The following is a 20851-nucleotide window of genomic DNA, read 5'->3' as shown; positions in this document are numbered from 1 at the left end:
GACTTGGCCGGGGTTGCTTGGTCTTAGCCGATTGTAGGTGCCTGTCTCTTTAAGTCAACTTGATAACTTGTAACTTTTACTGGTATTTCATTAGTTTGCGGGGCTAGACTGAAGTAACAACAAGAGTGCCGGCAGCAGCCGGTTATCATTGAGAGCACACTATGCATCGTCTACCTGTCAAAATCTTCGCGTGTTTTTTAATGTGCCTGTCATGGGGCGCTATCGCCAAATCTACTACATACGGGCTTCTTACTCTGGGCTATGCCGACGCTGACCAGGGGCAGGCGTCAGAAAAAGGCATGGGTTACAGTTTCGCCATGGGTTATGAGTTAAACAAGCAATGGGTTGTGGAATTAGGTTTTCAACAATTGCTGGATGAAGACGGGGCAGTACCGCCAAACGCCTCGGCCCCATTGGGAGAGTCGGATACCTTCAAAGCCGATGCGCTTTTTGTCGCTATGCTGGGGAAAGCTTCTTCCTCCATGGGCACCCTTTTTTACCGGGTTGGCCTGATGAGTGCAAAAGTTGAAAGCCGCACCTTTCTGGCTTCCACAGACAGCTGCGATCGCGGCGTTGAGCAAGTGATTGCGCCGCAGGCAGATGCATCTTCCTTTCTAAGCTGCACGGTAGATGACACCCATATGGCGGGTATGTTGGGGTTAGGTTTTGACTTTCGTCTGGCCCCGTCTTTTTACCTGCGCACAGAAATCCAGCACATTCGTGGCGAAGAGGATTTTCAGGCCAATACCTTGCAGCTTGGGCTGAGATACGATTTTTAATCATGCAGCCAATGGCGGACATAGCGGCCGGCAGGATCATAACGTTCGGCTTGCTTTTGCAGGTTGAAATGCCGGCCCCCCCGGGGATCCATGCCATCTCCAGCTAAATAAGCCCAGTTGCCATAATTACTGGCAGGATCGTAGTCGATTAACTGGTGCTCAAACCAGGCGGCACCGCGCCGCCAATCCACACCGAGATCGTGGATCAAGTAGGAGGCCACATTCTGCCGGCCTCTGTTACTCATAAAACCTGTGTGCAAAAGCTCCTGCATATTGGCGTCCACAAAGTCCTCTCCGGTCCGTCCTAATCGCCATCGTTCAAAGGCCTCGGCCTCATGCGGGTTATCAAGGTTTGGCTGATGAGGGGTGGCTGAAGTAAAAAAGTTGCCACCATCGCGAAGGGCGCAAAACTGAAAGTAATCACGCCACAGCAACTCAAAGATCAGCCAGTAAGTGGATTCGTTGGCGCCAAAGGTGACTTCATAGGCTTTTACCTGTTGATAAATGCGCCTTGGCGACAGGCTGCCATTGGCCAGCCAGGGCGAAAATTTGCTGGAATAATCCGCTCCCACAAGACCGTTGCGGCTTTGTTTGTAGTGCTCAAGCGCCTTACTTTTCCAGATATAGTCCGTCAACCGCAGTGAAGCTTTGCTTTCACCGCCCTCAAAGTGCAGGGCGGCCCGTTTATCCAGCACCGCAAAGATGGGTAGGGGACAGGCGAGCAGGGGCGGAAGGTCGACAGAGGGTGTTGGAGGCAAATGCGCTGGTTTAGACAGAGCATGAATATCAGGCCATTGGCTTTCCACAGCCTTTCGGAATGTCGTGAAGGGTTTGGGAATGTCGGCCACCGCCATGGGTAAATCAGCTTCGTTGAGCAGTGTTTTGCCGCCGATTTCGCGAATATCAAATTGGGATTGCAACTGCTGCAGGCGTCTTCGCTCATAGCAGCCTGTCGGAGATTGCAGATAAAAGGTGCAGCTACCCAATTGCCGTTGGATGTCAGACAGCACCGTTTGCATCCTTCCTTGCAGGATATGCAGCCTTTGTCCGATTGCTTGCAGGTTATTGGCCAGGTCTTTCACGCTTTGCCAGAGAAAATGCGCACGAATGGGCCCGGTAGCGCCAAATCCTTGTTCGTCCCGCATCAGGATTTCATCAAACACAAATAGGCAAAGCAGCCGCTGGTGCTTGGCTGCGGCATATAGCGTTGGGTTGTCATCCAAACGTAAATCATCGGTGAAAAGCAAAACGGCGGTGTCAGAAATCATCAGAAAAGCCTCATCTGCTGATTGTCCGGCATGGCAGGTCTGGGCGTCTTTTTGCGGTAGCGGCGACTGGCGTGCTGCTGAACAATGCGTTGGGTCTCAGCCTGGCTGACATGGCGCTGATAAAAGCGATGCATCCTGTCCCTTGCTTCCCGGGCAGCTTGTTCAGGCATTACCACGGGCAGCGGATAACAATCTTGCCGTAACCGGGTGCTCAGCCAGGGCTCATGGATATAGGCATCTTCCACAGAGGCTAGCTCAGGTAACCAACGGCGGATAAAACGGCCATCGGCATCGAAGCGCAGCCCTTGTTTGACCGGATTGTAAATGCGAAAAGGGTTAATCCCTGTGGTGCCCGATTGCATTTGAATTTGTGGATAGTGGATCCCAGGCTCGTAATCCACAAAAAGCTTTGCAAGGTGTGCTGCAGGTTTTTGCCAGGGTAACCAAAGGTGATAGCTGGAGAAGGCGGTGAGCATGGCGCGCATGCGAAAGGGTAACCAGCCGCTATGTATTAACATGCGCATACAGGCATCGATAAAAGGGATCCCCGTTATGCCATCACGCCAGGCGTCAAATCGTTGCAAATCCCAGCAGTCTTCGCGTAACGCCGCCAGATCCCGGTGCACCGGACCTGTCTCATATTCAGGTTCGCTCTCCATTTTCTGAATAAAATGGCAATGCCAGTGAAGTCTCGATTTAAAAGCGGCTAGACTGCGGGTATCGCTCGTGTGAGCAAGCTGGTGGCGACAGGACTGCACCACCTCCTTCATGCTCAGGCAGCCGTAGGCCAGATAGGGGCTAAGCCTTGAGCTGTTTTTGGGGCCCGTATGCACGCTGGACACAGAAGACAAATACTGACGATGGCGACTATCAAAAAAGCTCTGAAGCACGCGCAAGCCAGTCTGACGGCCACCTTTTTGCGCTTGTTTGGTAAAGGCATTGTCGTTTCCCGGATAGCGCTTGGGGATGTCCGCATATTCTGCTGGTGGCGGAATCAGTTTATCCAAGCTGGGGCAAGGTAAAACTTTCTCGCTCATTTGGTCTTGCCAGATGGCATCCCAATCATCGCGGTCAATGGGCCCACGTTTCACCCCGAATTGGGCAAATTCATGCCAGGGTATATCATGGGTTTTGCACCATTGGCCTACGCCTTTATCCCTGTCATAGGTCCAGGCATTGCCTGTTTCCTGATGACTGTAGAGGGCGCGGATACCTATGCTTTGGTGCAGTGAGTCCAGTACATCCCACATTCGCCCATGAGCAATCCACAGTTTCCTGTTCTGTTTACTGAGCTCAGCGTTGAGCGCCTGTAAGGACTCCACAATAAATTGCCATTGCCGGGCGGAAGTATCCTCCAATTGCCAGTACTGCGGCTCAAACACATACAGCAATATGCAGGGGTGCCCCCCTTTCAGTGCTTCCACCAAAGGCCGGTGATCATGCAGCCTGAGGTCGCGTTTGAGCCAGACAAGATTGATCACAGTGCCTCCAGATCATCCAGCAGCTTATCGGACCATTGCAGTATGGCTTGTTGTTGCTGATCGCTTTTTTTACGCCACTGGCTGACCATCAGCGCCATTCTGGGGTGGGATTCGAAGCGCTGCTGATGACGGTGAATAAATTGCCAATACAGGGCGTTATAGGGGCAGGCTTTGGCACCGGTCATTTTATTCACATCGTAGATGCAGTGCTTGCAATGATCGCCCATCTTATTGATGTAGCGACCACTGGCGGCATAGGGCTTGCTCGCCAAGCGACCATTGTCGGCATGCAGTGCCATACCCAAGGTATTGGGCAACTCCACCCATTCAAAGGCATCGATATATACCGCCAGATACCACTCACACACGGCTTTAACATCCAGCCCTGCCAGCAGCGCAAAACTACCAATCACCATCAAACGCTGAATATGATGGGCATAGGCTTGCTCGAGTGATGCATCCACGGCTTTAGCCAGGCAGCGCATATTCAGTTTTGCGCTCCAAAACCACGCGGGCAGGGCACGCCTGGCAGCAAGGGCATTCAAGTCCGCATAATTTTGCCCCTGATACCAGTAGAAACCGCGCACATACTCACGCCAGCCCAGTATTTGCCGTACAAAGCCCTCCACCGCGTTTAGCGGCGCATGGCCATGATAGTAGGCTTCAATGGCTGCCTCACAGACCTCTCTGGGATTCAGTAATCCCACATTTAAATAGGCCGATATCAAGCTGTGAAAGAGCAGGGCGTTATCATCACTTAAGGCATCCTGAAAGCGGCCAAAATCGGGCAGACGCTTTTCAATAAAATCCTCGAGCGCTTGTTTGGCCTGTTCGGCGGTAACCGCCAAGGCAAACTGACTGAGGTCGCCGGGGTTGTCGGCAAATTCTTTTTCCACCAGGGTCAATACTTCAGCGCTAATGTCATCAGGGGCAAAGGTTCTGGGCTCAGGCACACTGGTATTAGCTTGCCAAGGTTCGCGATTGTCATGATCGAAGTTAAATTTGCCGCCAACGGGCTTGTTATCCTCCATCAACAGCCTGGTGCGCTGGCGAGCGAAGCGATAAAAATGCTCCATACGTGGTTGGCGTTTATCGGCAAACCAGTTTTTCAGCAGCTCATTAGAGAAGAAGAAGTGACTGGCCGGGGAGATCTTAATCTCCAGATTCAGGTCACTCTGCCATTGCTCAAACATGGCTTTAACACGGTGCTCGCCAGGCTCAATCAGAAGGAGTTGCCGATAAGGCTGCTGTGCCAGTTGATGCCTGAGAATGTCATCAAAGCTTTGCCAGCGGCCCTTGGTGCTTTGATAGTCGAAGTACCTAACAGTGAAGCCTTTGTCTTTGAGTGCCTTGGCGACGTGGCGCATGGCCGAAAAAATAAAAGCAATTTTATGTTTGTTATGCGGCACATAGCGGGCTTCGTCCGCCAGTTCCGCCATTAAGACATGGTCTTTACTGGTATCCAGTGAAGAAAATAGCGGGTGATTGAGATCCAGCTGGTCGCCCAGCAGTAACAGCAATTTGGACATATCGAAAAAACGGCGCGCACAAGATACTCTTTATTACACGTTTGCCCACAAGAGGATCACTGATGAAGAACGAACTGGACAGTAAATTTGTACTGGCGGTATTTGAAAAAATCCGTCTTTTAGGCGAGAAGACCGAGGAAGGACATGTACTGGAGGGCGTGACCGCATGGACCGACTTTGACGGCTACACAGTGTATCTGCAAGATCATCAGGTCCAGCTCAGTTGGGGCTTTCACAACCAGTATCATTACCAATATGACAATGCCGAACAGCTTGAGCAGTTCTTAACCCGCCTTCGGCATATCAATCACACTTACTAATTTAGGTACTAAAGCACGAAGTAGTAGATAGAGAAGTAGTGGCAAGCGCAGCCGCCAACCACAAACAGATGCCAGATAGCATGAGTAAACTGATAGCGCTTAGCCACATAAAAAGCCACGCCAATGCTGAAGCACAGTCCGCCTGCAACCAAAAGCCACATGCCGGCGCCGGGCAGGGCTTGATAAAGTGGATAAATAAAGGCCACGGCCAGCCAGCCCATAATCAAATATAGAATCACAGAGAGTTTGGGAAAGCGGTGCCTGGCCAACCATTTAAAGACCAAGCCTGCCGCCGCGATTGTCCAGATCAGTGCCGTAGCCAGCGTGCCAACCCAACCGCCCACACTGACCAGCATAAAGGGGGTGTAAGTACCTGCAATCAGAAGATAAATGGCACTGTGATCGAGCAGTTTGAAGATGCCCTTAATCTGTTTATGGGTGATGGCGTGGTACAGGGTAGAAGTTAGAAACATCAGAAGCAGCGAACCGCCGTAGATACTACTTGCGGTAATGCTTAAGCTGTCATCGCTACGCAGCAACAAAAACACCAGGCCGACAATGGCAACGATAAAGCCAATACCGTGGCTTAAGGCATTTAGCCATTCTTCTAGGGGACTGTAAGGTCTGTGGGTACTGGACATATGGCCGTTAGTTGCTGTTACACTGGCGCAAAGTATAGGCTTTGAGCGTACACCTGTACACTGAAATTTGAGGTCTCAAAATGTCAATTTGGCATTTGTATATAATCGAAAACCGGCTCGGACATTGGTACACCGGCATCAGCACCGATCCCAAACGCCGTTTTCTCGAACACCAACAGGGCAACAAAGGGGCCAAAGCACTGCGCGGCAAAGGTCCGTTGAAAATGGTGTTTGAAACTGTCGTCGGCGACAGAGCGGCGGCCAGTCGCGCCGAGGCTTGGGTGAAAGGGCTCTGTCGTCGTGACAAGGAAAAGCTGGTGCAGGGAACCATAGATCTACAAGTGGAGTTGCAAATAAGCGACTAACTTTTGCTCCTGTCGTTCTCTATCATAAGTTTGTCTAACTTATCATGCAGTTTGGACAAAGAATGCTGCATGCTTTCCATCTGCCCCTGTAGTTGATTGATACGCCGGTTTTGCACCGCTAACTGGTCCTTCTCCTCGGGGGTAATGAAATAGGAAGCGATATAGCCCGAAATCACCCCGAACAGGCTCACTCCACTTAAAATCAGTAACATACTAACTACCCGGCCTGCGGTGGAAACCGGGTAGTAATCACCGTAGCCCACAGTGGAGATAGTCACCAGGCTCCACCAGATAGCATCTTCGGCATTACGGATATTGGAATTGGGCAGATCATGCTCAATCAGAAAGATAGAAAGGCCGGCGACACCTATCAGAATGACCAACGCCACCATCATGGTGGCCAATGTTGTCTGAATCCGATCCCGCAGCGACGGCAATACCAGATGCCTGGTCATTTTTAACAGCCGGATAACCCTAAGAACCTGAAGGAAGCGGGCCAGGCGCAGCGGTTCAATCAGAGGCACACTGGCGACAAAATCTATCCAGTGCTCTTTGATATAGGCGAGACGATTGGTTGCGGTAGCCACATGATAGAAAAAGTGGGTAAGAAAGATGCCGCAGATCAGGGTGTCCATAAACAACAGATAACTACGTACCTCATGACTCAGGGGCACAGTGATGAAAATCACCACAACCGTTACCGCCACCAGCGACAAGATCATCATGCCGATATCAAAAGGGCCCAGGCGCTGTAAAGGCTCCCTGTCCAGATGAATTTGCGCGTCGTTTTCGGTCATAGGACAAGTCCGGTCAATAACAACGCCATGCCTATTGTCAGGGCCATTTCAATGCTGGCTACGCCGACATTATGTTGTTGGTCCACTTCACGCACCAGGTCGATACCACGCAGGATCAGCTTTTTGGCGGCCCAGGCCATCACCACTACCAATAAGGTAAATACCATGGCCAGAAACAGCCAACTGAGTAAATTGCTGACATAGGCTGTGGGATGATAGGTCAGCAGCTGACTGGCGCCGGTCACGGCGAAAGCCGTGCCTAATAGTGTGCCGCCGTGCTGGATAGCCAGGGCCACCTGACCACGTACCAGCACATCCTGCATGGAGTCATCCTGATTGTCGGCGGCAAAGCGCCGCTCCATCAGACGGGTGGTGACCAACATGACGGTTTGTGCCACCAGAAAGCCGGTGCAAAGGGCGATACCGCTTTGCACATCAAAGCCTTCGCTCCAGAGCAGCACACTGCGTATTATGACTGCCGTAGCGATGGAGCTGGCGGCATCGACCAAGGCAATACTGATGTTGCGGTTTAGGATCTCTTTGCGTTTGTCCAAGCGATCCAGCACGAAACGATCGTGGGCAAAGCGACCGACTTTGATCAGCATGATCCCAACAATGCCCCAGACCAACATCTGTATCGTTTGATGCAGGTAATCTTCGCTGGAGCTGCGCTCAGCCGCGCTCCAAAGCACAATGCTCAAAGACAAAAGACTGGCGGCGACACTGATGCCAAAAGCAAAGTTATCCTTTCCTGCCAGTTGGTCGGTGCTATCTTCCGATGTCCACAAGCTGTAAACCCAACGCATTAATGCCAGCAGAAAAAAGCCCAGCATAATATCCAGACCAAGATAGAGGCCCGATTGCAGCGAAAATTGCTGGCCGAGAAGCGTGAAATCCATGTTTTATCCAGATATGCCCAGTGGGAGTGGCTACGGATCGGCCAATGAGTCAGTACAGGGGCTGTCCGCAGAATCTAATACCTTCATTATTCAGCACTTATGAACAAAATCGCAAGTCGTTAAGGACTCTGTAAAGGACAATGACAATGCTAGACTGGCATTATCGAAATCCCCGACGCCACTTTGAGAGATTGAATGTCCATCGAACAAGCATCCGCGGCCATTGAAGCAAGCGCCGATCACTATTGGCATCAGTTGCAAGACAAGTTAGGGGAGGACGTGATTAGCAATTGGCCCGAAGCACGCCAGAATGCGCTCAAAAGCAAATTTGGTCTGAGTGATTTTATTGCTAAGAGCTGTTTACAATCGCCAGATATGATTGAGCGTCTATTCAGCGAAGGTCCGGCTACCTGCATGCCTGATTATGATGCCGGGCTTGGGGAAGTGTTAAAAGCCGTTGAAGATGAAACAGGCTTGTTAAAATCTCTTCGACTGTTTCGTCGCTACCATATGCTTCGACTCGCATGGCTGGATTTAGGTAATCAGCTTGCTATCGAGGACTCTCTGGTGCAGGTATCCACCATGGCGCGAGCTATCATCAGCCGCACCTGCCAGTGGTGGTACGAGCAGTTGGCACAGCGTTACGGCTATCCCATGGAAGATGGAAAACCACAGCCTTTGTTAGTGCTTGGCATGGGCAAATTAGGCGGTGGAGAGCTTAATTTTTCGTCTGACATCGATCTGATATTTTGTTACCCCACCCCAGGGGATACGCAAGGTGGGAAGAAAACCATCGAAAATCAGCAGTTCTTCACCAAACTTGGGCAGAAACTGATTGCCGCATTGAACCAAATTACCGCCGATGGCCAAGTATTCAGGGTAGATATGCGCTTACGTCCTTTTGGCGAGAGTGGACCTTTGGTTGTGCATTTCGATGCGCTGGAAGACTACTATCAGGAACAAGGGCGGGAGTGGGAACGCTATGCCATGGTAAAGGCCAGCGTGGTGAATCCACAGAGCGACTACACAGACAGGCTGCAAGCCATACTCAAACCCTTTGTTTACCGTCGTTACATTGACTACAGCGCCATTGAAGCGCTACGCAATATGAAACGCCTGATTGCCCAGGAGATCCGGCGCCGGCAACTCACCGACAATATCAAGCTGGGGGCCGGTGGCATTCGTGAAGTGGAATTTATTGTTCAGACTTTTCAGCTTATTCGTGGTGGCAGGGAGCCTAGCCTGCAAAACACCAGTCTGTTGCAAGTATTGTCGGCTATCGTTGAGCGGGGGTTTTTACCCGCAGAAGAGGCAAAGGTGCTGCGCGAGAGCTATCTGTATCTGCGTAAAGTAGAGCATTGCCTGCAACAATTCGCCGATGAACAAACCCAGCAGTTGCCCGATAGTCCGCTAAATCAAGCAAGGCTGGCGACAGTCATGGGCTTTGACAGCTTTGCCGGGTTTCGGATTGAGCTGGAACGTCATATGGCCGCGATTCATCAGCAGTTTCAGGAACTGATTGGCGAAGAAGCCGAACAGGCAAGTGAGCAGGACGTCAGTGATCTGCAGGACCTATGGGCGCTACCTTTATCCGACGAAGAAGCCGTTACCCTGCTGCGAAAGCGCTGGGACGAGCAACATACCGGGCCGTTTTGGCGGGTTCTATCTGAGTTCGCGAGCGATATGCATCATCGCAGCATGGGCAAGCGGGGAAAAGATACCCTGGATAAGTTGATGCCCTGGGTGCTTTTGGCGGCGCTGGAAGACAAATTTCAGCCTCATCTTGTGCTGGAGCGACTGACATCGGTGCTAAAGGCGGTAAGCAGACGCACCACCTATCTGGAGCTGTTGCTGGAAAATCCGGGGGCGTTATCGCAGTTGGTCAAGCTGTGCAGCGCCAGCCTCTGGATCAGCAAGCAGATCGAGTCTTTCCCTATTTTGCTGGATGAGCTGCTCAATCCTCAGCAGCTTTATCAGCTGACTTCCCTGGATAACTATGCCGATGAATTACGACAGGCCATGCTGCGCATTCCTGAAGAGGACTTGGAAGCGCAGATGGAGGCGCTTCGGCAGTTTAAGTTAAGCCAACAGCTTAAGATTGCAGCGGCGGATATTACGGGGGTGCTGCCGGTGATGCGGGTCAGCGACCACCTTACGTTCCTGGCCGAAGCGCTGATTAGTCAGGTGGTGCTCGATGCCTGGCAACAAATGACCCAACGCTATGGTTTGCCGAAAGGATTAAGTGAAGATTCTTTGGGTTTTGCAGTGATAGCCTATGGCAAACTTGGCGGCTTGGAGCTGGGCTATGGCTCCGATCTGGATTTAGTATTCTTACACAACTGCGACACCGATGAAGAAACCGAAGGCGGTAAACCCATTGAATCCAGGCAGTTTTACCTCAAGCTGGCGCAGCGCATTATGCATTTGTTTAATACTAAAACAAGCTCCGGCGATTTGTATGAAACCGATCTTCGACTGCGCCCGTCAGGCAATTCTGGGCTGCTGGTATGCCATATTGAGGCGTTTGCACGCTATCAGAAAGAAGAAGCCTGGACCTGGGAACACCAGGCCCTGTGCCGCAGTCGCTTTGTATTTGGCGATGATAAAATGCAAGCCCGCTTTGAGCAGATCCGCAAGGACATATTGTGTCAGCCAAGAGAGCGAAAAAACTTGGCGGAGGACGTTCGCACCATGCGCGAGAAAATGCGGACTCACCTGAGTTCAGCCAAAGAGGGGTTCGATCTTAAACAAGATCCGGGTGGTATCGCCGATATCGAGTTTCTGGTGCAATTTTGGGTGCTTGCATTCGGTGCGCAGTTTCCTGCGCTTTGTCAGTGGTCTGATAATGTGCGTATTTTAGAGAGCCTAGAGAAAGCAGGGGTGATTAGCGCACAATGGGCAAGTTTGCTTAAAGAAGCTTATTTGAGTTTCCGTAACGCCGGGCATCACCTGGTGCTGGAAGGCAAGCCGCCGGAGGATGGCAGCGACAGATTCGACAGCTTGCGTGAGAAGGTAATCGCTATCTGGAATGCGGTGCTAGTTGAAGTCTAGAATTCGGGTACCTGTAAAGCGCTAATCTTAGGATCCGTGGCGTGGCAGTTTTTACGCAGGTAATCAGTAGGATTATTGGTGACCACCAAGGTACGCTGCTTGGGACAGAAGAAGGCCTCTACCGTACCGTTAAAATTACTGTCGATAGCCCGGGCGACCTGATTGACCGTGCCAACGATTGTATCTTCTACCTGGAAGTTGCTTTTCACCACAAAGTCCTGGTCCAGTTCCCAAATAAGCTGCATACCTTCTCTTTGTGCATATTCGGCGACCATTTCCCGTAAGGTGCTGCCGGCTTTGAAAGTACGGTACTTGTGCTCACCCACCCATCGTCCTGAAGCCGGCTTCTGCAGACTTTCCATGCTCTGCAGTCGCTCATTCAGGGACGCATCGTCAGTATTGAGGTCCACCACAAAATCATTGCTGTCGCCCCCCACTTCGTTAGTGGGGGAGCGGTACTGAGCGTAGAAGTCACTTAAGCCCTTGGCTGGGTTCTTTTTAGGCTCAGTGCTTTTCTTGGGCATCGGCAAGGCATCTTGCAATTGTTCAAGATTGATCACGATGATGGCTGCCACAATAATCGCCAGAGCCAAGCCGATATGCCTGGCCCAAAACATATTCTTGGATGGGGGGCGTTTACTCATTTGCTCTTCAATACACCATTAATATAGGGACGTCGGGTTCCAGTCTGGCCTGGTTTTAAACCGCTTGTGCATCCAAAGATACTGCGATGGCGCTGCCAATACCATTTTTTCTATCATTTGGTTAACCCGCGTCACATCTTCTTTATCGTCACCAGAGGGGAAATTTTCAAGGCCTGGCAGCACCTGCACTTCGTAACCTGTTTTGGTCCTAAGTGGCAATAAGAATACTGTTTCACAATTCGCCTTTTCCGCAAAAAGCAATGTACCGGTCGTCGTGGCAGCATCCTTAACGGCAAAGAAAGGCACATATTCACAACGTTTGGGACCATAGTCCTGGTCAGGCAAATAGAAGCAAAGCTCTCCCTGATCGAGGGCTTTGATTAAATCTCCTACACCTTTTTTATGGATCATGTACTTGTTTGACTTTGAACGGCCGTGGTATTGCAGGTATTCCATCAACGGATTGTTATGACGACGGTAAAAACCAACGGAGGGATGGACCACACCAATAACCCGACCAGCCATCTCCAAATTCATGTTGTGACAGGCAATGCCAAGAACACCTTTTCCTTTATCCATAATCGCCTGGATATGATCATAGCCCACCATCTTGCCAATACGTTTCACCCGCCAGTCAGGCCACCACCAGCCCATCCCTGCTTCAAACAAGGCGATACCAGCAGACTCCAGGTTGGCTTTGACCAAGGCCTTTCTTTCAGCCTCGGACATGTCCGGAAAACAAAGTTCGATATTGCGCTCGGCGATTCGTCGTCTGCTTTTAATAACATGGTAAAAAAATCGTCCCAGCATAGTGCCAATCCACCATTGGACGCGATATGGCAGCCAGGAGATCAGATAAAGCAGCACAACGGTGACCCAGGTTAACCAATACCTGGGATGCAAAAAGCTAAGTTGGAAGGTGGGAGCCTTTACGTGCACAAACAGCCCTGTTGAATTTTTGCCGGCCATTCTACCGGAAAAAACGAGTAAGACCATCAATGCTAACGGCTGGACCAACCTTGTCAGGGATATGGTAAACTCCTCGAAAATTTTTAAAGAGACAAGCAGATGCAATTGCCGGATTTTTCTCGTGCCAGAGTGTTGGTGGTGGGCGATATCATGCTGGACAGATATTGGTCTGGCAGCACGGGACGAATTTCTCCTGAAGCACCGGTACCAGTAGTGCGTATACAGCACGATGAGGAAAGGCCTGGCGGTGCTGCAAACGTTGCCCTTAACCTTGCAGCCTTGGGGGTGAATGTGACCCTGGTTGGTATGACTGGCAATGACGCGGCGGCAGATAGTCTCAATCAAAAACTGGAAGCAGTGGGTATCGGCTGTCATTTTGTGCGCATGGCAGGGATGGACACTATCACTAAGCTGCGCGTGCTGAGTCGAAATCAGCAGTTGATTCGCCTGGACTTCGAGCAGAGTTTTGCCAAAGCCGATAAGCAGGCGCTGCAAGCCAAGGTAACTGCATTGATGGATCAGCACGACCTATTGTTGTTGTCTGACTATGACAAAGGCTGTCTAAGTGACGTTCAGGCGCTTATTCACACTGCCAGAGCCGCAGGTAAGTCGGTAGTAGTGGATCCCAAAGGCAGTGATTTTCATAAATACCGTGGCGCCAGCCTGCTGACGCCGAATATGGCTGAATTTACGCAAATCGCCGGTGACTGTGAGGATGAGCAAAGCCTGGTGACCAAGGCTGAGAAAATGATGGCAGATTTAGGTTTGCAAGCCTTGTTGGTTACCCGCTCGGAGCAAGGCATGACCTTGTTACAACCCGGGCAAGGAGAATTGCACTTACCGGCCAAAGCCAAGGAAGTGTTTGATGTCACTGGTGCAGGTGATACGGTCATTGCAACCCTGGCTGGAGCAGTGGCTTCCGGAGAAGATTGGCCGCAGGCCTGCATGCTGGCCAATGCCGCTGCCGGTATTGTGGTGGGTAAGTTGGGTACGTCCTCGGTTAGCCTGTCTGAGCTGACGCTGGCTATCTCCCAAGAACAGAATATTGGTCGTGGCGTGATGAGCGAGCAGCAGATCAAGATTGCTGTGGAAGCGGCAAAGCTCAGAGGCGAGAAGGTTGTCATGACCAATGGTTGCTTCGATATTCTGCATGCCGGCCATGTGTCTTATTTAGAAAATGCCCGTAAATTAGGTGACCGCCTGATTGTTGCGGTCAATGACGATGCTTCGGTCAGGCGCTTAAAAGGGCCGGGGCGGCCGGTTAACAATACCGACCGAAGAATGTCGGTGTTGGCGGCCCTAGCCTCTGTTGATTGGGTTTTTGCCTTTAGTGAGGATACGCCAGAGCGGGTTATCAGTGAGATCTTACCGGATATTCTGGTTAAAGGCGGTGATTACAAACCCGAAGAGATTGCCGGTAGCAAGCAGGTTTGGGCCAACGGCGGTGAGGTCATGGTGCTGAACTTTGAGGATGGTATATCCACCACCCGAATTATCGAGCGGTTGCGTCAGTCAGATTAATAGTTATCAATGCTTCCCAGTTTGCCCCGGCGAATGGGTTGCTTGTTCCATAAGCAGCCCTTAGCATTAGCCAACGGTCACCATTGGGATGGTGATGTATTTATAGCCAAGTGAGTGCCCAATGTACGAAAGCTTTTACGGACTAACAGCTAAACCTTTTCAGCTTACACCTGATCCCACTTTTTTCTTTGCCAGTAAGTGGCACAAGCGGGCACTGTCCTACTTGGAATACGGATTATCTCAGGCTGAAGGCTTTATTGTTATTACCGGCGGAATTGGCACCGGCAAAACCACTATCGCCAATAGTTTGTTGTCAGAAATCCAGGGCGATATCGTCGCCGCGCAAATCGTGACCCCGAAACTGTCCCCGGATGAACTGGTGAAGATGGTGGCGTCCAAATTTCAAATTAATGTGGAAGGGCGCGGCAAGGCGGAAATCCTTAAGGATATGGAAGCGTTTTTAGGTGACCTGCACAAGCATGGCAAACGCGCCTTATTGCTGGTGGACGAAGCGCAAAACCTGCCATTGGAGAGCATTGAAGAGTTGCGAATGCTGTCCAACTTCCAAGCCAAGGGCAAGCCATTGTTACAGAGCTTTCTGTTAGGTCAGGAAGAGTTGCAGCCAATTCTGCGTGCTCCCAATATGGAGCAGTTCAGACAGCGGATTGTGGCGTCCTGTCATTTGGCACCACTGACCGATTCGGATGTGCGCAGCTATATCGATTTTCGTCTGCAACATGCCGGCTGGAACGGCTCTTCCCTGTTCACTGATGCGGCTTACCAGAAAATCTTCGAATTTACCCAGGGTGTTCCGCGTAAGATCAATACGCTGGTAGACAGAATATTGCTGTATGGATTCCTTGAAGAATTGCAGCAATTGGATGAAAGCGCAGTTGAAGCGGTGGTCAACGAAGTAGCTGATGAGATGTTTGTGCATAGCCCGCCCCCCGTTGAGACCGGGCCTATCCGAGAAGCAGATAAACCTGCTGCTGATGGCGACATAAAGGACATCCGTTACTACAAGTCTTTACTCAAAGAACTGACCGATGCTCTGGATGATGCTATCAGTCAGAAAGTGAAGCTCACCCGCTACATAGATAAACTGCTGAAAAAGAAATATAAAACCTATGTTCGTTTGAAATCAGACGACTAATTCACAGTTTCGCATCTCTTCCCCTTATTCCAGGGGGAACTTATTGGCAAAATTTCTTACAAAGGTTATTGTATGGAAAATGCACAGTTATCGTGCATAAAAAGGCCGCACAAGACGGTCTAAATAGATCCAAAACAAAAATAACAAACGTACTAGAAAGTGTGTAATTAAGGGGAATGCGACAATGAACAGGTTCGATCTTGAGTCAGACGGTTGCTCGCTTAAAATCAGAGGCCGTCACCGCCGCCAGGCTTATTACCATGGTAAGTATCGCACAGAGCTGCTGATGGTGCTTTTGGGGCTTGGAGCTTTAGCGGTTATATTTTGTACTTAATGCTCAGGGAAAGCCGGGTGTCTTCGTAAGCCCTTGTACCAATCTCACTCTCGTTGTCCAAAGATCTCAATGTGAGCGTAAGGTCAGTTTTCTGGCTGACCTCTCTCGACAAACTTACGCTTGTATTCCAGGCTGAAGATTTTCTCCCTGTATTGACGTCCAGAATATCAGAATAACTTGTTTGATAATTGAAATTAGTTCTGGGACCAATTTTGTACGTGCCAGAAAATTGAATGCTATCGCTTTCTCTGTTTCGGTCGCTTTCGATGTAATCTTGGGTACTTTGCCGGTAAGTAAGGGATAGTGATACTTTATTTTTTTCATAACCGAGAGAAGCAAAGCCAGCTTTATTCAGCACTATCTCCTCAGAAATATCTACATCAACATTGGAAAACCCAAAAAATTGCTCGTCAACACCTAACTGATAGTTGGGACTGTCAGGCTGGAAACATTGATCTATGGTCGGTGAACCCAGCGGACAAACGAACACGCCGATGTCTTGATTGGCAAGTTGTAGTCTGGTGAAACTGGTGAGACCATCGGTGTAACCAATTCTGGCCCTCCAGGCCCTTGTATTATGACTTAGCGAAAAGTTGTAACTGTCTCCAAAGAACTTTTTGCTGTAATTGGCTTGAATGGAAGTGTTACTGGAGAATGCCCAGTTGGCATCCAGCCCTACGAACTCTTGTTTTTCATCCTCGCGGTCAAGCCTGTTATACGTGACACCAATGTAGCGATTGGAAGAGCGGCGCCATTCCAAACCTGTACCATAACTGACTGAACTGATTGAATTACTAGAAATGCCAGACTGCTCAATTTGGTTAGCATCTTCGGAGCCAACAAAAATCACATAAAGTTTATCTACAAGACCAATGCCTAATCGACCATTAGTTTGGCGCGAATGCAGATCCTGATTCTGGCGACGCTCTGTAACGGCGTATTGCGAGGTAATATCCCAATTCACACGCTGAAACTCGTTACCGGAATAAAGCCTTCCAAGTCCCGAGTAACTCTCGTTCTCCAGGTTTCTGTTGGCATTTTCCTCAGTGCGCTCAGTCTTTACATTGCCGTAATTCAGATTCCAGTCAACACCGATGTAAGAGGCGCGCTTGGGAGTGAAGCTCAACGATGCATTCTGATATCTGGCCTTGACCAAATCGCTACTACTCAGGATGGGATCGATGGCAATCGCATCCACCCTATTGGTAGCAATGTGGCTGGTATTGCTAACAAGATTAAGTTGTAAACGCTGTTCCCAAAAACCTGCTCTGGAGGCGAAACGAAAGTCGGTGTAACTCTTATCCAGTTCGTCACTGTCCTTAGCTTGCATAACGCTTGTGTGGTTAACGGACAACGCAGCATCAAGTCCCAGAGATTTATAGCTGGTAAGCAATGAAGGTTTGCTGACCAGTGCTCTATTTTCCCTGTCCTCGCCGGTGTCAAAATCGGTTTGATAGTAGCTTGCAGTGACGTCAACAACGGGGACAAAGTCTATATCCCCTGCAGTCACAGAGACGCTCGTAAGAGGTGCCGCGCTGAGTAAGAACAAAGGCAATCCTGGCCTGATCAAATTCACGCGTTGTTCCCTGAGTAGTAGTAGCCGTATCCTTTTTCACCCTCTTTACTACGTCTGGCTTTGTTGAGAATGAAGCCCTTGGCCATATCTGGATTCAGTGAATCTATAGCAGTATTAATATCAGCAAGTTTGGTGCGGTTTTCTTCTACCACAACCAAAGCTTGCCCCGCCAGATTTGCTAGTACAGCAGTTTCATTTATTCCTAGTAGGGGAGGGGTGTCGAAAATAACAACCCTGTCAGCGTAGCGTTGGGCAAACTCTTGTACAGTTTCCAACATTTTTTCACTGGCTAAAAGTTCAGTAGACAGGTGATGACTACGTCCGGCTGGGACAATTTTCAATGTATCAATACTAGTGTGATACATCACCTCAGAGACATCATTTACCTCTCCGAGCAGGTATTCCATCAAACCATTGGGAGTTTCAAGTTGCAGTGTGCGCATAACATTTGGTCGCAGTACGTCCGCATCTACCAAAAGTACCGTCTTGTCTTGCTCCAAGGCAATGCTCAGCGCTAAGTTAATTGCATTGTAGGTTTTACCTTCACCAGGGTTAGCGCTCGTCACCATGATGATATTGGGATTATTCAATGTATTGGATAACGGACCGAAAGCGTTGTTTAACACCTTGCGTTTAATGGCTCTAAACTCTTCGTTTATCCTGGTTCGCTTTGATGACGCTGAAACAAATTCCTCATCATCTAGTTCAATATTGAATATGGGCTTGTCATCACGGTCATTGTTGTTTGTGTTTTCGGGAACCGATGAAACTTCAACCGGATTTGCCTCCTCAACTACATCGGAAGATTTGTTCTCGGTCTCTATTAATTTTTTCTCAGAAGCCTCTAGGCGAGCCTTCTCTGCAGCCTCAGCTTTTTTTCGCTGTAGGGCTTTCTCGATGGTGCTCATATCAATCCTCCCAACAGATGTCTTGGAAAGCCTCCATACACCAACTCTATCCACATCAGAAACAGATAAGCCAGTAATAACACCGTGGAAGATGTCAGGAAAATTGCCATTCGGCGTCTTTCAACTTTCTGAAGATGGGTAACATTTCGATGTGAAACTGCACCGATCACTGGCATGTTAAAATGCTCTACTAACTGCCGATAGTTTACTACTACAGGATTTATTTGGCTGACCACGAACGCAACGGCAACTCCCAAACCAAATCCGATAATCAGAATAGCGGAATACATCACCGCTCTTAGCGGACCAGATGGTTTGCTGGGTAAAACCGGAGGATCAATCACTCTAAACTGGACATCATCCGTAGTGGCTTCAGCTTTACGGGAAAGTTGAGCGGATTCCCTGCGTTGCAGCAATTCTTCGTATTTTGCTTTGGTTATGCCGTAGTCTCGATTCAACCCGGTAAACTCAGCTTCCATCTCTGGAATCAGGTTTATCTTATCTTCGAGATCTCTGACTTTATCTTGATAATTTGCCACTCTGACCTTGATGGAAGCTATCTCGCTTTCAAGATTGCTCGCTCTGATCTTCATCTGTTGATAAACAGGATTTTGATTGATGTTGCCGAATTGATTATAGGATCCGGTACTTTGCGCAACTTGGCTCATGCTTTGCAACTGTTCCTGGCGCTCTTCTTTGAGGCGCTCTAACAAACTCTTCACCTTAATAACATCCGGATGCTGGTCTGTGTAGCGAATAAGCAACTCATCCAGCCGGGTTTGCATTGCCGTGATTCGGGCGTCGTATTGCGTGCTGATCCCTGGTACTTCTGACAATTCCGGTGTCATCAAACCGAAAACCGGCTCTTCACCGGCGATTTGGGCCTGAGCAGATGCCAATTGAGACTCAAGCTCGAGCAGCCGCAAACGTGACTGGTCGAGCAACTCTCTCTCTTGTTTCAACTGATTGTAATAGTCGCCAGCGCCACCAGGTAATATTTGCTGCTGATTGCGTTTGAAATCGGCGAGGCGCTGTTCGGATTCTTTCAAACGCGTTTCATATTCGCTTATCTGCCTTTCCAAAAACTCTTCGGCCGAATCACTGCTTTTTCGGGTGCTGCCAAGATTGGACTCGATAAACTCGTTTAGGGTAATTTGAACGATTCGTTGAGCCAAGGCAGGTGTACCAGCCGTGTAACTTATAGTGTAGATATTCGCATCGCGGGTACTGCTCAATTTGATGCCTTCTTTAAGATCATTTATTACAACATCAAACTCAGCAGCCGTTTTTGCCTTGATATCCAAGTCAGCTTCACGGGCGATCTTTTCTAAGTTGGGCCTGCTCAACAAGGTTCTTGCCACCAGACTGACTTGTTGTTCTGGATTATTGTATACCGCTAGTCCCCTAAGAAGCGGCCGTAAAAGGCTGTTAGTATCGACATAGACACGTGCTGAAGACTGATATGTATCCGGTAAAGAAACAACGTACAACCAACCAATTGGGCAGACCAACCAGGACGAAATAATGACATAGCGCTTCTTGATCCAGATACCTTTTAGGTAAGTCAGTACCTGATCAATTACTTGCTGAAATCCGATCATAAATTACTACTACTACCTTTAACTAGAACCAGGCTTCGGGAATGATCAGGATATCCCCAGGTAAAATATCAACATTCTCCTCGATATCGCCGTCTTTTATCAGAGAGTCCAGTTTAAGAGCATATTCACGCTGTTTACCGTCTACTACTCTAATGAGTTTGGCACTATCGCCTGCCGCGAATTCAGTCAAACCACCCACTGCTATCATCAAATCAAGCAGAGTCATATTTTGTTTGTAATTAACCGCTTGAGGATTGCTTGCTTCCCCAATTACTCTGACTTGCTCACTGAAGGGACCCGAAAATCCCGTAACGCTGACAGTCACAATAGGGTCACGAATATACTTTGACAGCGACTGCTCAAGATCGCGGGCAAGTTGAGTGGGAGTTTTGCCAGCTACCTCAACATCTTCGACTAGAGATGTGGTAATTTTTCCGTCTGGTCGAACAATGAATGAACCTGAAACTTCCTCATTCCGCCACACAAAAATACTGAGCGTATCACCAGGTCCAATCAGATAAAAATAGTCATCTATGCTGGTGGTTAATGAGGGTTGCGTAGTTGCTGGAGGAAGCCTTGGCGCACTGCATGCCGCCGTAAAACAGATCGCCAGAACTATTGCTGGGAGCCTGACCATTGTTATATTTTTCATGTCTGTAACATTCCTTACGTCATCAGCACATCTTACTTAGCGCTAGCCAATACATCGGTCTTCGATATAGCATTAACCCTATAATGCTATGACAAAAAAAGTTAGTCTATCTTAATGCGTCATTTTTTCGATATTTGGCCCAATAAGATTTTGTTATCAAAGGAAGTCACCAGTGCACGCTGCCACGCGAAGACAATCCAAACGTTCTAATATCCTGGTTTTAATAGAAGGGTTAATTATTGATCTGCACCAGTAAAAGTGGACACCGGTTAAGCTGCTAGTTTTTTCTCATAGTTTTCCGGGCTCAGGTAGCCCAGAGCACTGTGCCTTCTTTGCCGGTTGTAATCAACTTCAATGTACTCG

Annotated in this window: 19 protein-coding genes; 6 read left to right on the top strand and 13 right to left on the bottom strand. The window is 49.3% G+C overall.

Annotated elements, in window-relative coordinates; all coding sequences use genetic code 11:
* Positions 1–161 precede the first annotated feature (161 nt).
* Entirely contained in the window at positions 162–779 is a 618-nt protein-coding gene (locus tag P2G88_RS17480; protein ID WP_275798355.1) for an outer membrane beta-barrel protein, read from the top strand.
* On the opposite strand, the gene P2G88_RS17475 is transcribed toward P2G88_RS17480, so the two are convergent.
* From P2G88_RS17475 to P2G88_RS17465, 3 genes are read right to left on the bottom strand one after another with little or no spacing between them, the layout of a single operon-like run.
* Positions 776–2047 carry a DASH family cryptochrome gene (locus tag P2G88_RS17475; RefSeq protein ID WP_275798353.1) on the bottom strand — a complete coding sequence of 424 codons (1272 nt, stop codon included), beginning with the start codon at positions 2045–2047 and terminating at the stop codon, positions 776–778. The two genes, P2G88_RS17480 and P2G88_RS17475, sit on opposite strands and share 4 nt — an antisense overlap.
* Positions 2047–3528 carry an FAD-binding domain-containing protein gene (locus P2G88_RS17470; protein WP_275798351.1) on the bottom strand — a complete coding sequence of 494 codons (1482 nt, stop codon included), beginning with the start codon at positions 3526–3528 and terminating at the stop codon, positions 2047–2049. Before P2G88_RS17470 ends, P2G88_RS17475 begins: the two co-directional genes overlap by 1 nt.
* On the bottom strand, positions 3525–5057 hold the full coding sequence (locus P2G88_RS17465) for a cryptochrome/photolyase family protein (RefSeq protein WP_275798349.1): 1533 nt from the start codon (positions 5055–5057) through the stop codon (positions 3525–3527). Before P2G88_RS17465 ends, P2G88_RS17470 begins: the two co-directional genes overlap by 4 nt.
* 62 nt (positions 5058–5119) lie before the next feature.
* Between P2G88_RS17465 and P2G88_RS17460 the strand changes: the two genes are divergently transcribed.
* Positions 5120–5377 (top strand): DUF3081 domain-containing protein, encoded by a 258-nt coding sequence (locus P2G88_RS17460; RefSeq protein ID WP_275798347.1) that lies wholly within the window; start codon positions 5120–5122, stop codon positions 5375–5377.
* Between the two features lie 8 nt (positions 5378–5385).
* Here the strand turns inward: P2G88_RS17460 and P2G88_RS17455 are convergent, their stop codons facing one another.
* Complete coding sequence (locus P2G88_RS17455; RefSeq protein WP_275798344.1) at positions 5386–6018, bottom strand: hemolysin III family protein; 633 nt, start codon at positions 6016–6018, stop codon at positions 5386–5388.
* 80 nt (positions 6019–6098) lie between these two features.
* On the opposite strand from P2G88_RS17455, the gene P2G88_RS17450 reads away from it, so the two are divergent.
* Complete coding sequence (locus P2G88_RS17450) at positions 6099–6383, top strand: GIY-YIG nuclease family protein (RefSeq protein ID WP_275798342.1); 285 nt, start codon at positions 6099–6101, stop codon at positions 6381–6383.
* Here the strand turns inward: P2G88_RS17450 and P2G88_RS17445 are convergent.
* The gene (locus tag P2G88_RS17445) at positions 6380–7180 is read right to left on the bottom strand and encodes a potassium channel family protein (protein WP_275798340.1); all 801 of its coding nucleotides are present in this window, start codon (positions 7178–7180) and stop codon (positions 6380–6382) included. The two genes, P2G88_RS17450 and P2G88_RS17445, sit on opposite strands and share 4 nt — an antisense overlap.
* Complete coding sequence (locus P2G88_RS17440; RefSeq protein ID WP_275798338.1) at positions 7177–8079, bottom strand: DUF350 domain-containing protein; 903 nt, start codon at positions 8077–8079, stop codon at positions 7177–7179. The genes P2G88_RS17445 and P2G88_RS17440 overlap by 4 nt, the downstream gene beginning before the upstream one ends.
* A gap of 195 nt (positions 8080–8274) precedes the next feature.
* Between P2G88_RS17440 and glnE the strand changes: the two genes are divergently transcribed.
* Positions 8275–11130, top strand: a complete 2856-nt coding sequence (gene glnE, locus P2G88_RS17435) for a bifunctional [glutamate--ammonia ligase]-adenylyl-L-tyrosine phosphorylase/[glutamate--ammonia-ligase] adenylyltransferase (protein WP_275798336.1) — start codon at positions 8275–8277, stop codon at positions 11128–11130.
* On the opposite strand, the gene P2G88_RS17430 is transcribed toward glnE, so the two are convergent.
* Together P2G88_RS17430 and lpxL are read right to left on the bottom strand one after the other, a co-directional pair.
* The gene (locus tag P2G88_RS17430) at positions 11127–11774 is read right to left on the bottom strand and encodes a toxin co-regulated pilus biosynthesis Q family protein (protein ID WP_275798334.1); all 648 of its coding nucleotides are present in this window, start codon (positions 11772–11774) and stop codon (positions 11127–11129) included. The genes glnE and P2G88_RS17430 overlap by 4 nt on opposite strands.
* 18 nt (positions 11775–11792) lie before the next feature.
* Entirely contained in the window at positions 11793–12713 is a 921-nt protein-coding gene (lpxL, locus tag P2G88_RS17425; protein ID WP_275798332.1) for an LpxL/LpxP family Kdo(2)-lipid IV(A) lauroyl/palmitoleoyl acyltransferase, read from the bottom strand.
* A gap of 129 nt (positions 12714–12842) precedes the next feature.
* Between lpxL and hldE the strand changes: the two genes are divergently transcribed.
* Both hldE and P2G88_RS17415 read left to right on the top strand, forming a co-directional pair.
* Positions 12843–14264, top strand: a complete 1422-nt coding sequence (gene hldE / locus P2G88_RS17420; protein ID WP_275798330.1) for a bifunctional D-glycero-beta-D-manno-heptose-7-phosphate kinase/D-glycero-beta-D-manno-heptose 1-phosphate adenylyltransferase HldE — start codon at positions 12843–12845, stop codon at positions 14262–14264.
* A gap of 121 nt (positions 14265–14385) precedes the next feature.
* A complete protein-coding gene (locus P2G88_RS17415) occupies positions 14386–15417 on the top strand; it encodes an XrtA/PEP-CTERM system-associated ATPase (RefSeq protein ID WP_275798328.1) in 1032 nt (343 codons plus the stop codon).
* Between the two features lie 317 nt (positions 15418–15734).
* Here the strand turns inward: P2G88_RS17415 and P2G88_RS17410 are convergent, their stop codons facing one another.
* The 5 genes from P2G88_RS17410 to P2G88_RS17390 all read right to left on the bottom strand — a co-directional run.
* A complete protein-coding gene (locus tag P2G88_RS17410) occupies positions 15735–17327 on the bottom strand; it encodes a TIGR03016 family PEP-CTERM system-associated outer membrane protein (RefSeq protein ID WP_275798326.1) in 1593 nt (530 codons plus the stop codon).
* Positions 17324–18235, bottom strand: a complete 912-nt coding sequence (locus P2G88_RS17405; RefSeq protein ID WP_275798324.1) for an XrtA-associated tyrosine autokinase — start codon at positions 18233–18235, stop codon at positions 17324–17326. The genes P2G88_RS17410 and P2G88_RS17405 overlap by 4 nt, the downstream gene beginning before the upstream one ends.
* Positions 18232–19836, bottom strand: a complete 1605-nt coding sequence (locus P2G88_RS17400) for an XrtA system polysaccharide chain length determinant (RefSeq protein ID WP_275798322.1) — start codon at positions 19834–19836, stop codon at positions 18232–18234. Before P2G88_RS17400 ends, P2G88_RS17405 begins: the two co-directional genes overlap by 4 nt.
* Before the next feature lie 22 nt (positions 19837–19858).
* Positions 19859–20488 carry an XrtA/PEP-CTERM system exopolysaccharide export protein gene (locus tag P2G88_RS17395; protein WP_275798319.1) on the bottom strand — a complete coding sequence of 210 codons (630 nt, stop codon included), beginning with the start codon at positions 20486–20488 and terminating at the stop codon, positions 19859–19861.
* A 269-nt stretch (positions 20489–20757) separates the two neighbouring features.
* A partial coding sequence (locus tag P2G88_RS17390; protein WP_275793917.1) for an IS3 family transposase occupies positions 20758–20851 on the bottom strand: 94 nt, incomplete at its 5' end.

Origin of the sequence: Aliiglaciecola sp. CAU 1673 (assembly GCF_029223185.1) — a bacterium.
GTDB lineage: Bacteria > Pseudomonadota > Gammaproteobacteria > Enterobacterales > Alteromonadaceae > Bowmanella.
The sequence above is the reverse complement of the archived record's forward strand: the minus strand, read 5'-3'. Positions and strand labels throughout refer to the sequence as shown.

Excerpts from the sequence above, each read along its gene's own strand:
- P2G88_RS17480 (WP_275798355.1), top strand. The coding sequence starts at position 162 with ATGCATCGTCTACCTGTCAAAATCTTCGCGTGTTTTTTAATGTGCCTG.
- P2G88_RS17475 (WP_275798353.1), bottom strand. The coding sequence starts at position 2,047 with ATGATTTCTGACACCGCCGTTTTGCTTTTCACCGATGATTTACGTTTG.
- P2G88_RS17465 (WP_275798349.1), bottom strand. The coding sequence starts at position 5,057 with ATGTCCAAATTGCTGTTACTGCTGGGCGACCAGCTGGATCTCAATCAC.
- P2G88_RS17460 (WP_275798347.1), top strand. The coding sequence starts at position 5,120 with ATGAAGAACGAACTGGACAGTAAATTTGTACTGGCGGTATTTGAAAAA.
- P2G88_RS17455 (WP_275798344.1), bottom strand. The coding sequence starts at position 6,018 with ATGTCCAGTACCCACAGACCTTACAGTCCCCTAGAAGAATGGCTAAAT.
- P2G88_RS17450 (WP_275798342.1), top strand. The coding sequence starts at position 6,099 with ATGTCAATTTGGCATTTGTATATAATCGAAAACCGGCTCGGACATTGG.
- P2G88_RS17445 (WP_275798340.1), bottom strand. The coding sequence starts at position 7,180 with ATGACCGAAAACGACGCGCAAATTCATCTGGACAGGGAGCCTTTACAG.
- P2G88_RS17440 (WP_275798338.1), bottom strand. The coding sequence starts at position 8,079 with ATGGATTTCACGCTTCTCGGCCAGCAATTTTCGCTGCAATCGGGCCTC.
- glnE (WP_275798336.1), top strand. The coding sequence starts at position 8,275 with ATGTCCATCGAACAAGCATCCGCGGCCATTGAAGCAAGCGCCGATCAC.
- P2G88_RS17430 (WP_275798334.1), bottom strand. The coding sequence starts at position 11,774 with ATGAGTAAACGCCCCCCATCCAAGAATATGTTTTGGGCCAGGCATATC.
- hldE (WP_275798330.1), top strand. The coding sequence starts at position 12,843 with ATGCAATTGCCGGATTTTTCTCGTGCCAGAGTGTTGGTGGTGGGCGAT.
- P2G88_RS17415 (WP_275798328.1), top strand. The coding sequence starts at position 14,386 with ATGTACGAAAGCTTTTACGGACTAACAGCTAAACCTTTTCAGCTTACA.
- P2G88_RS17405 (WP_275798324.1), bottom strand. The coding sequence starts at position 18,235 with ATGAGCACCATCGAGAAAGCCCTACAGCGAAAAAAAGCTGAGGCTGCA.
- P2G88_RS17400 (WP_275798322.1), bottom strand. The coding sequence starts at position 19,836 with ATGATCGGATTTCAGCAAGTAATTGATCAGGTACTGACTTACCTAAAA.
- P2G88_RS17395 (WP_275798319.1), bottom strand. The coding sequence starts at position 20,488 with ATGAAAAATATAACAATGGTCAGGCTCCCAGCAATAGTTCTGGCGATC.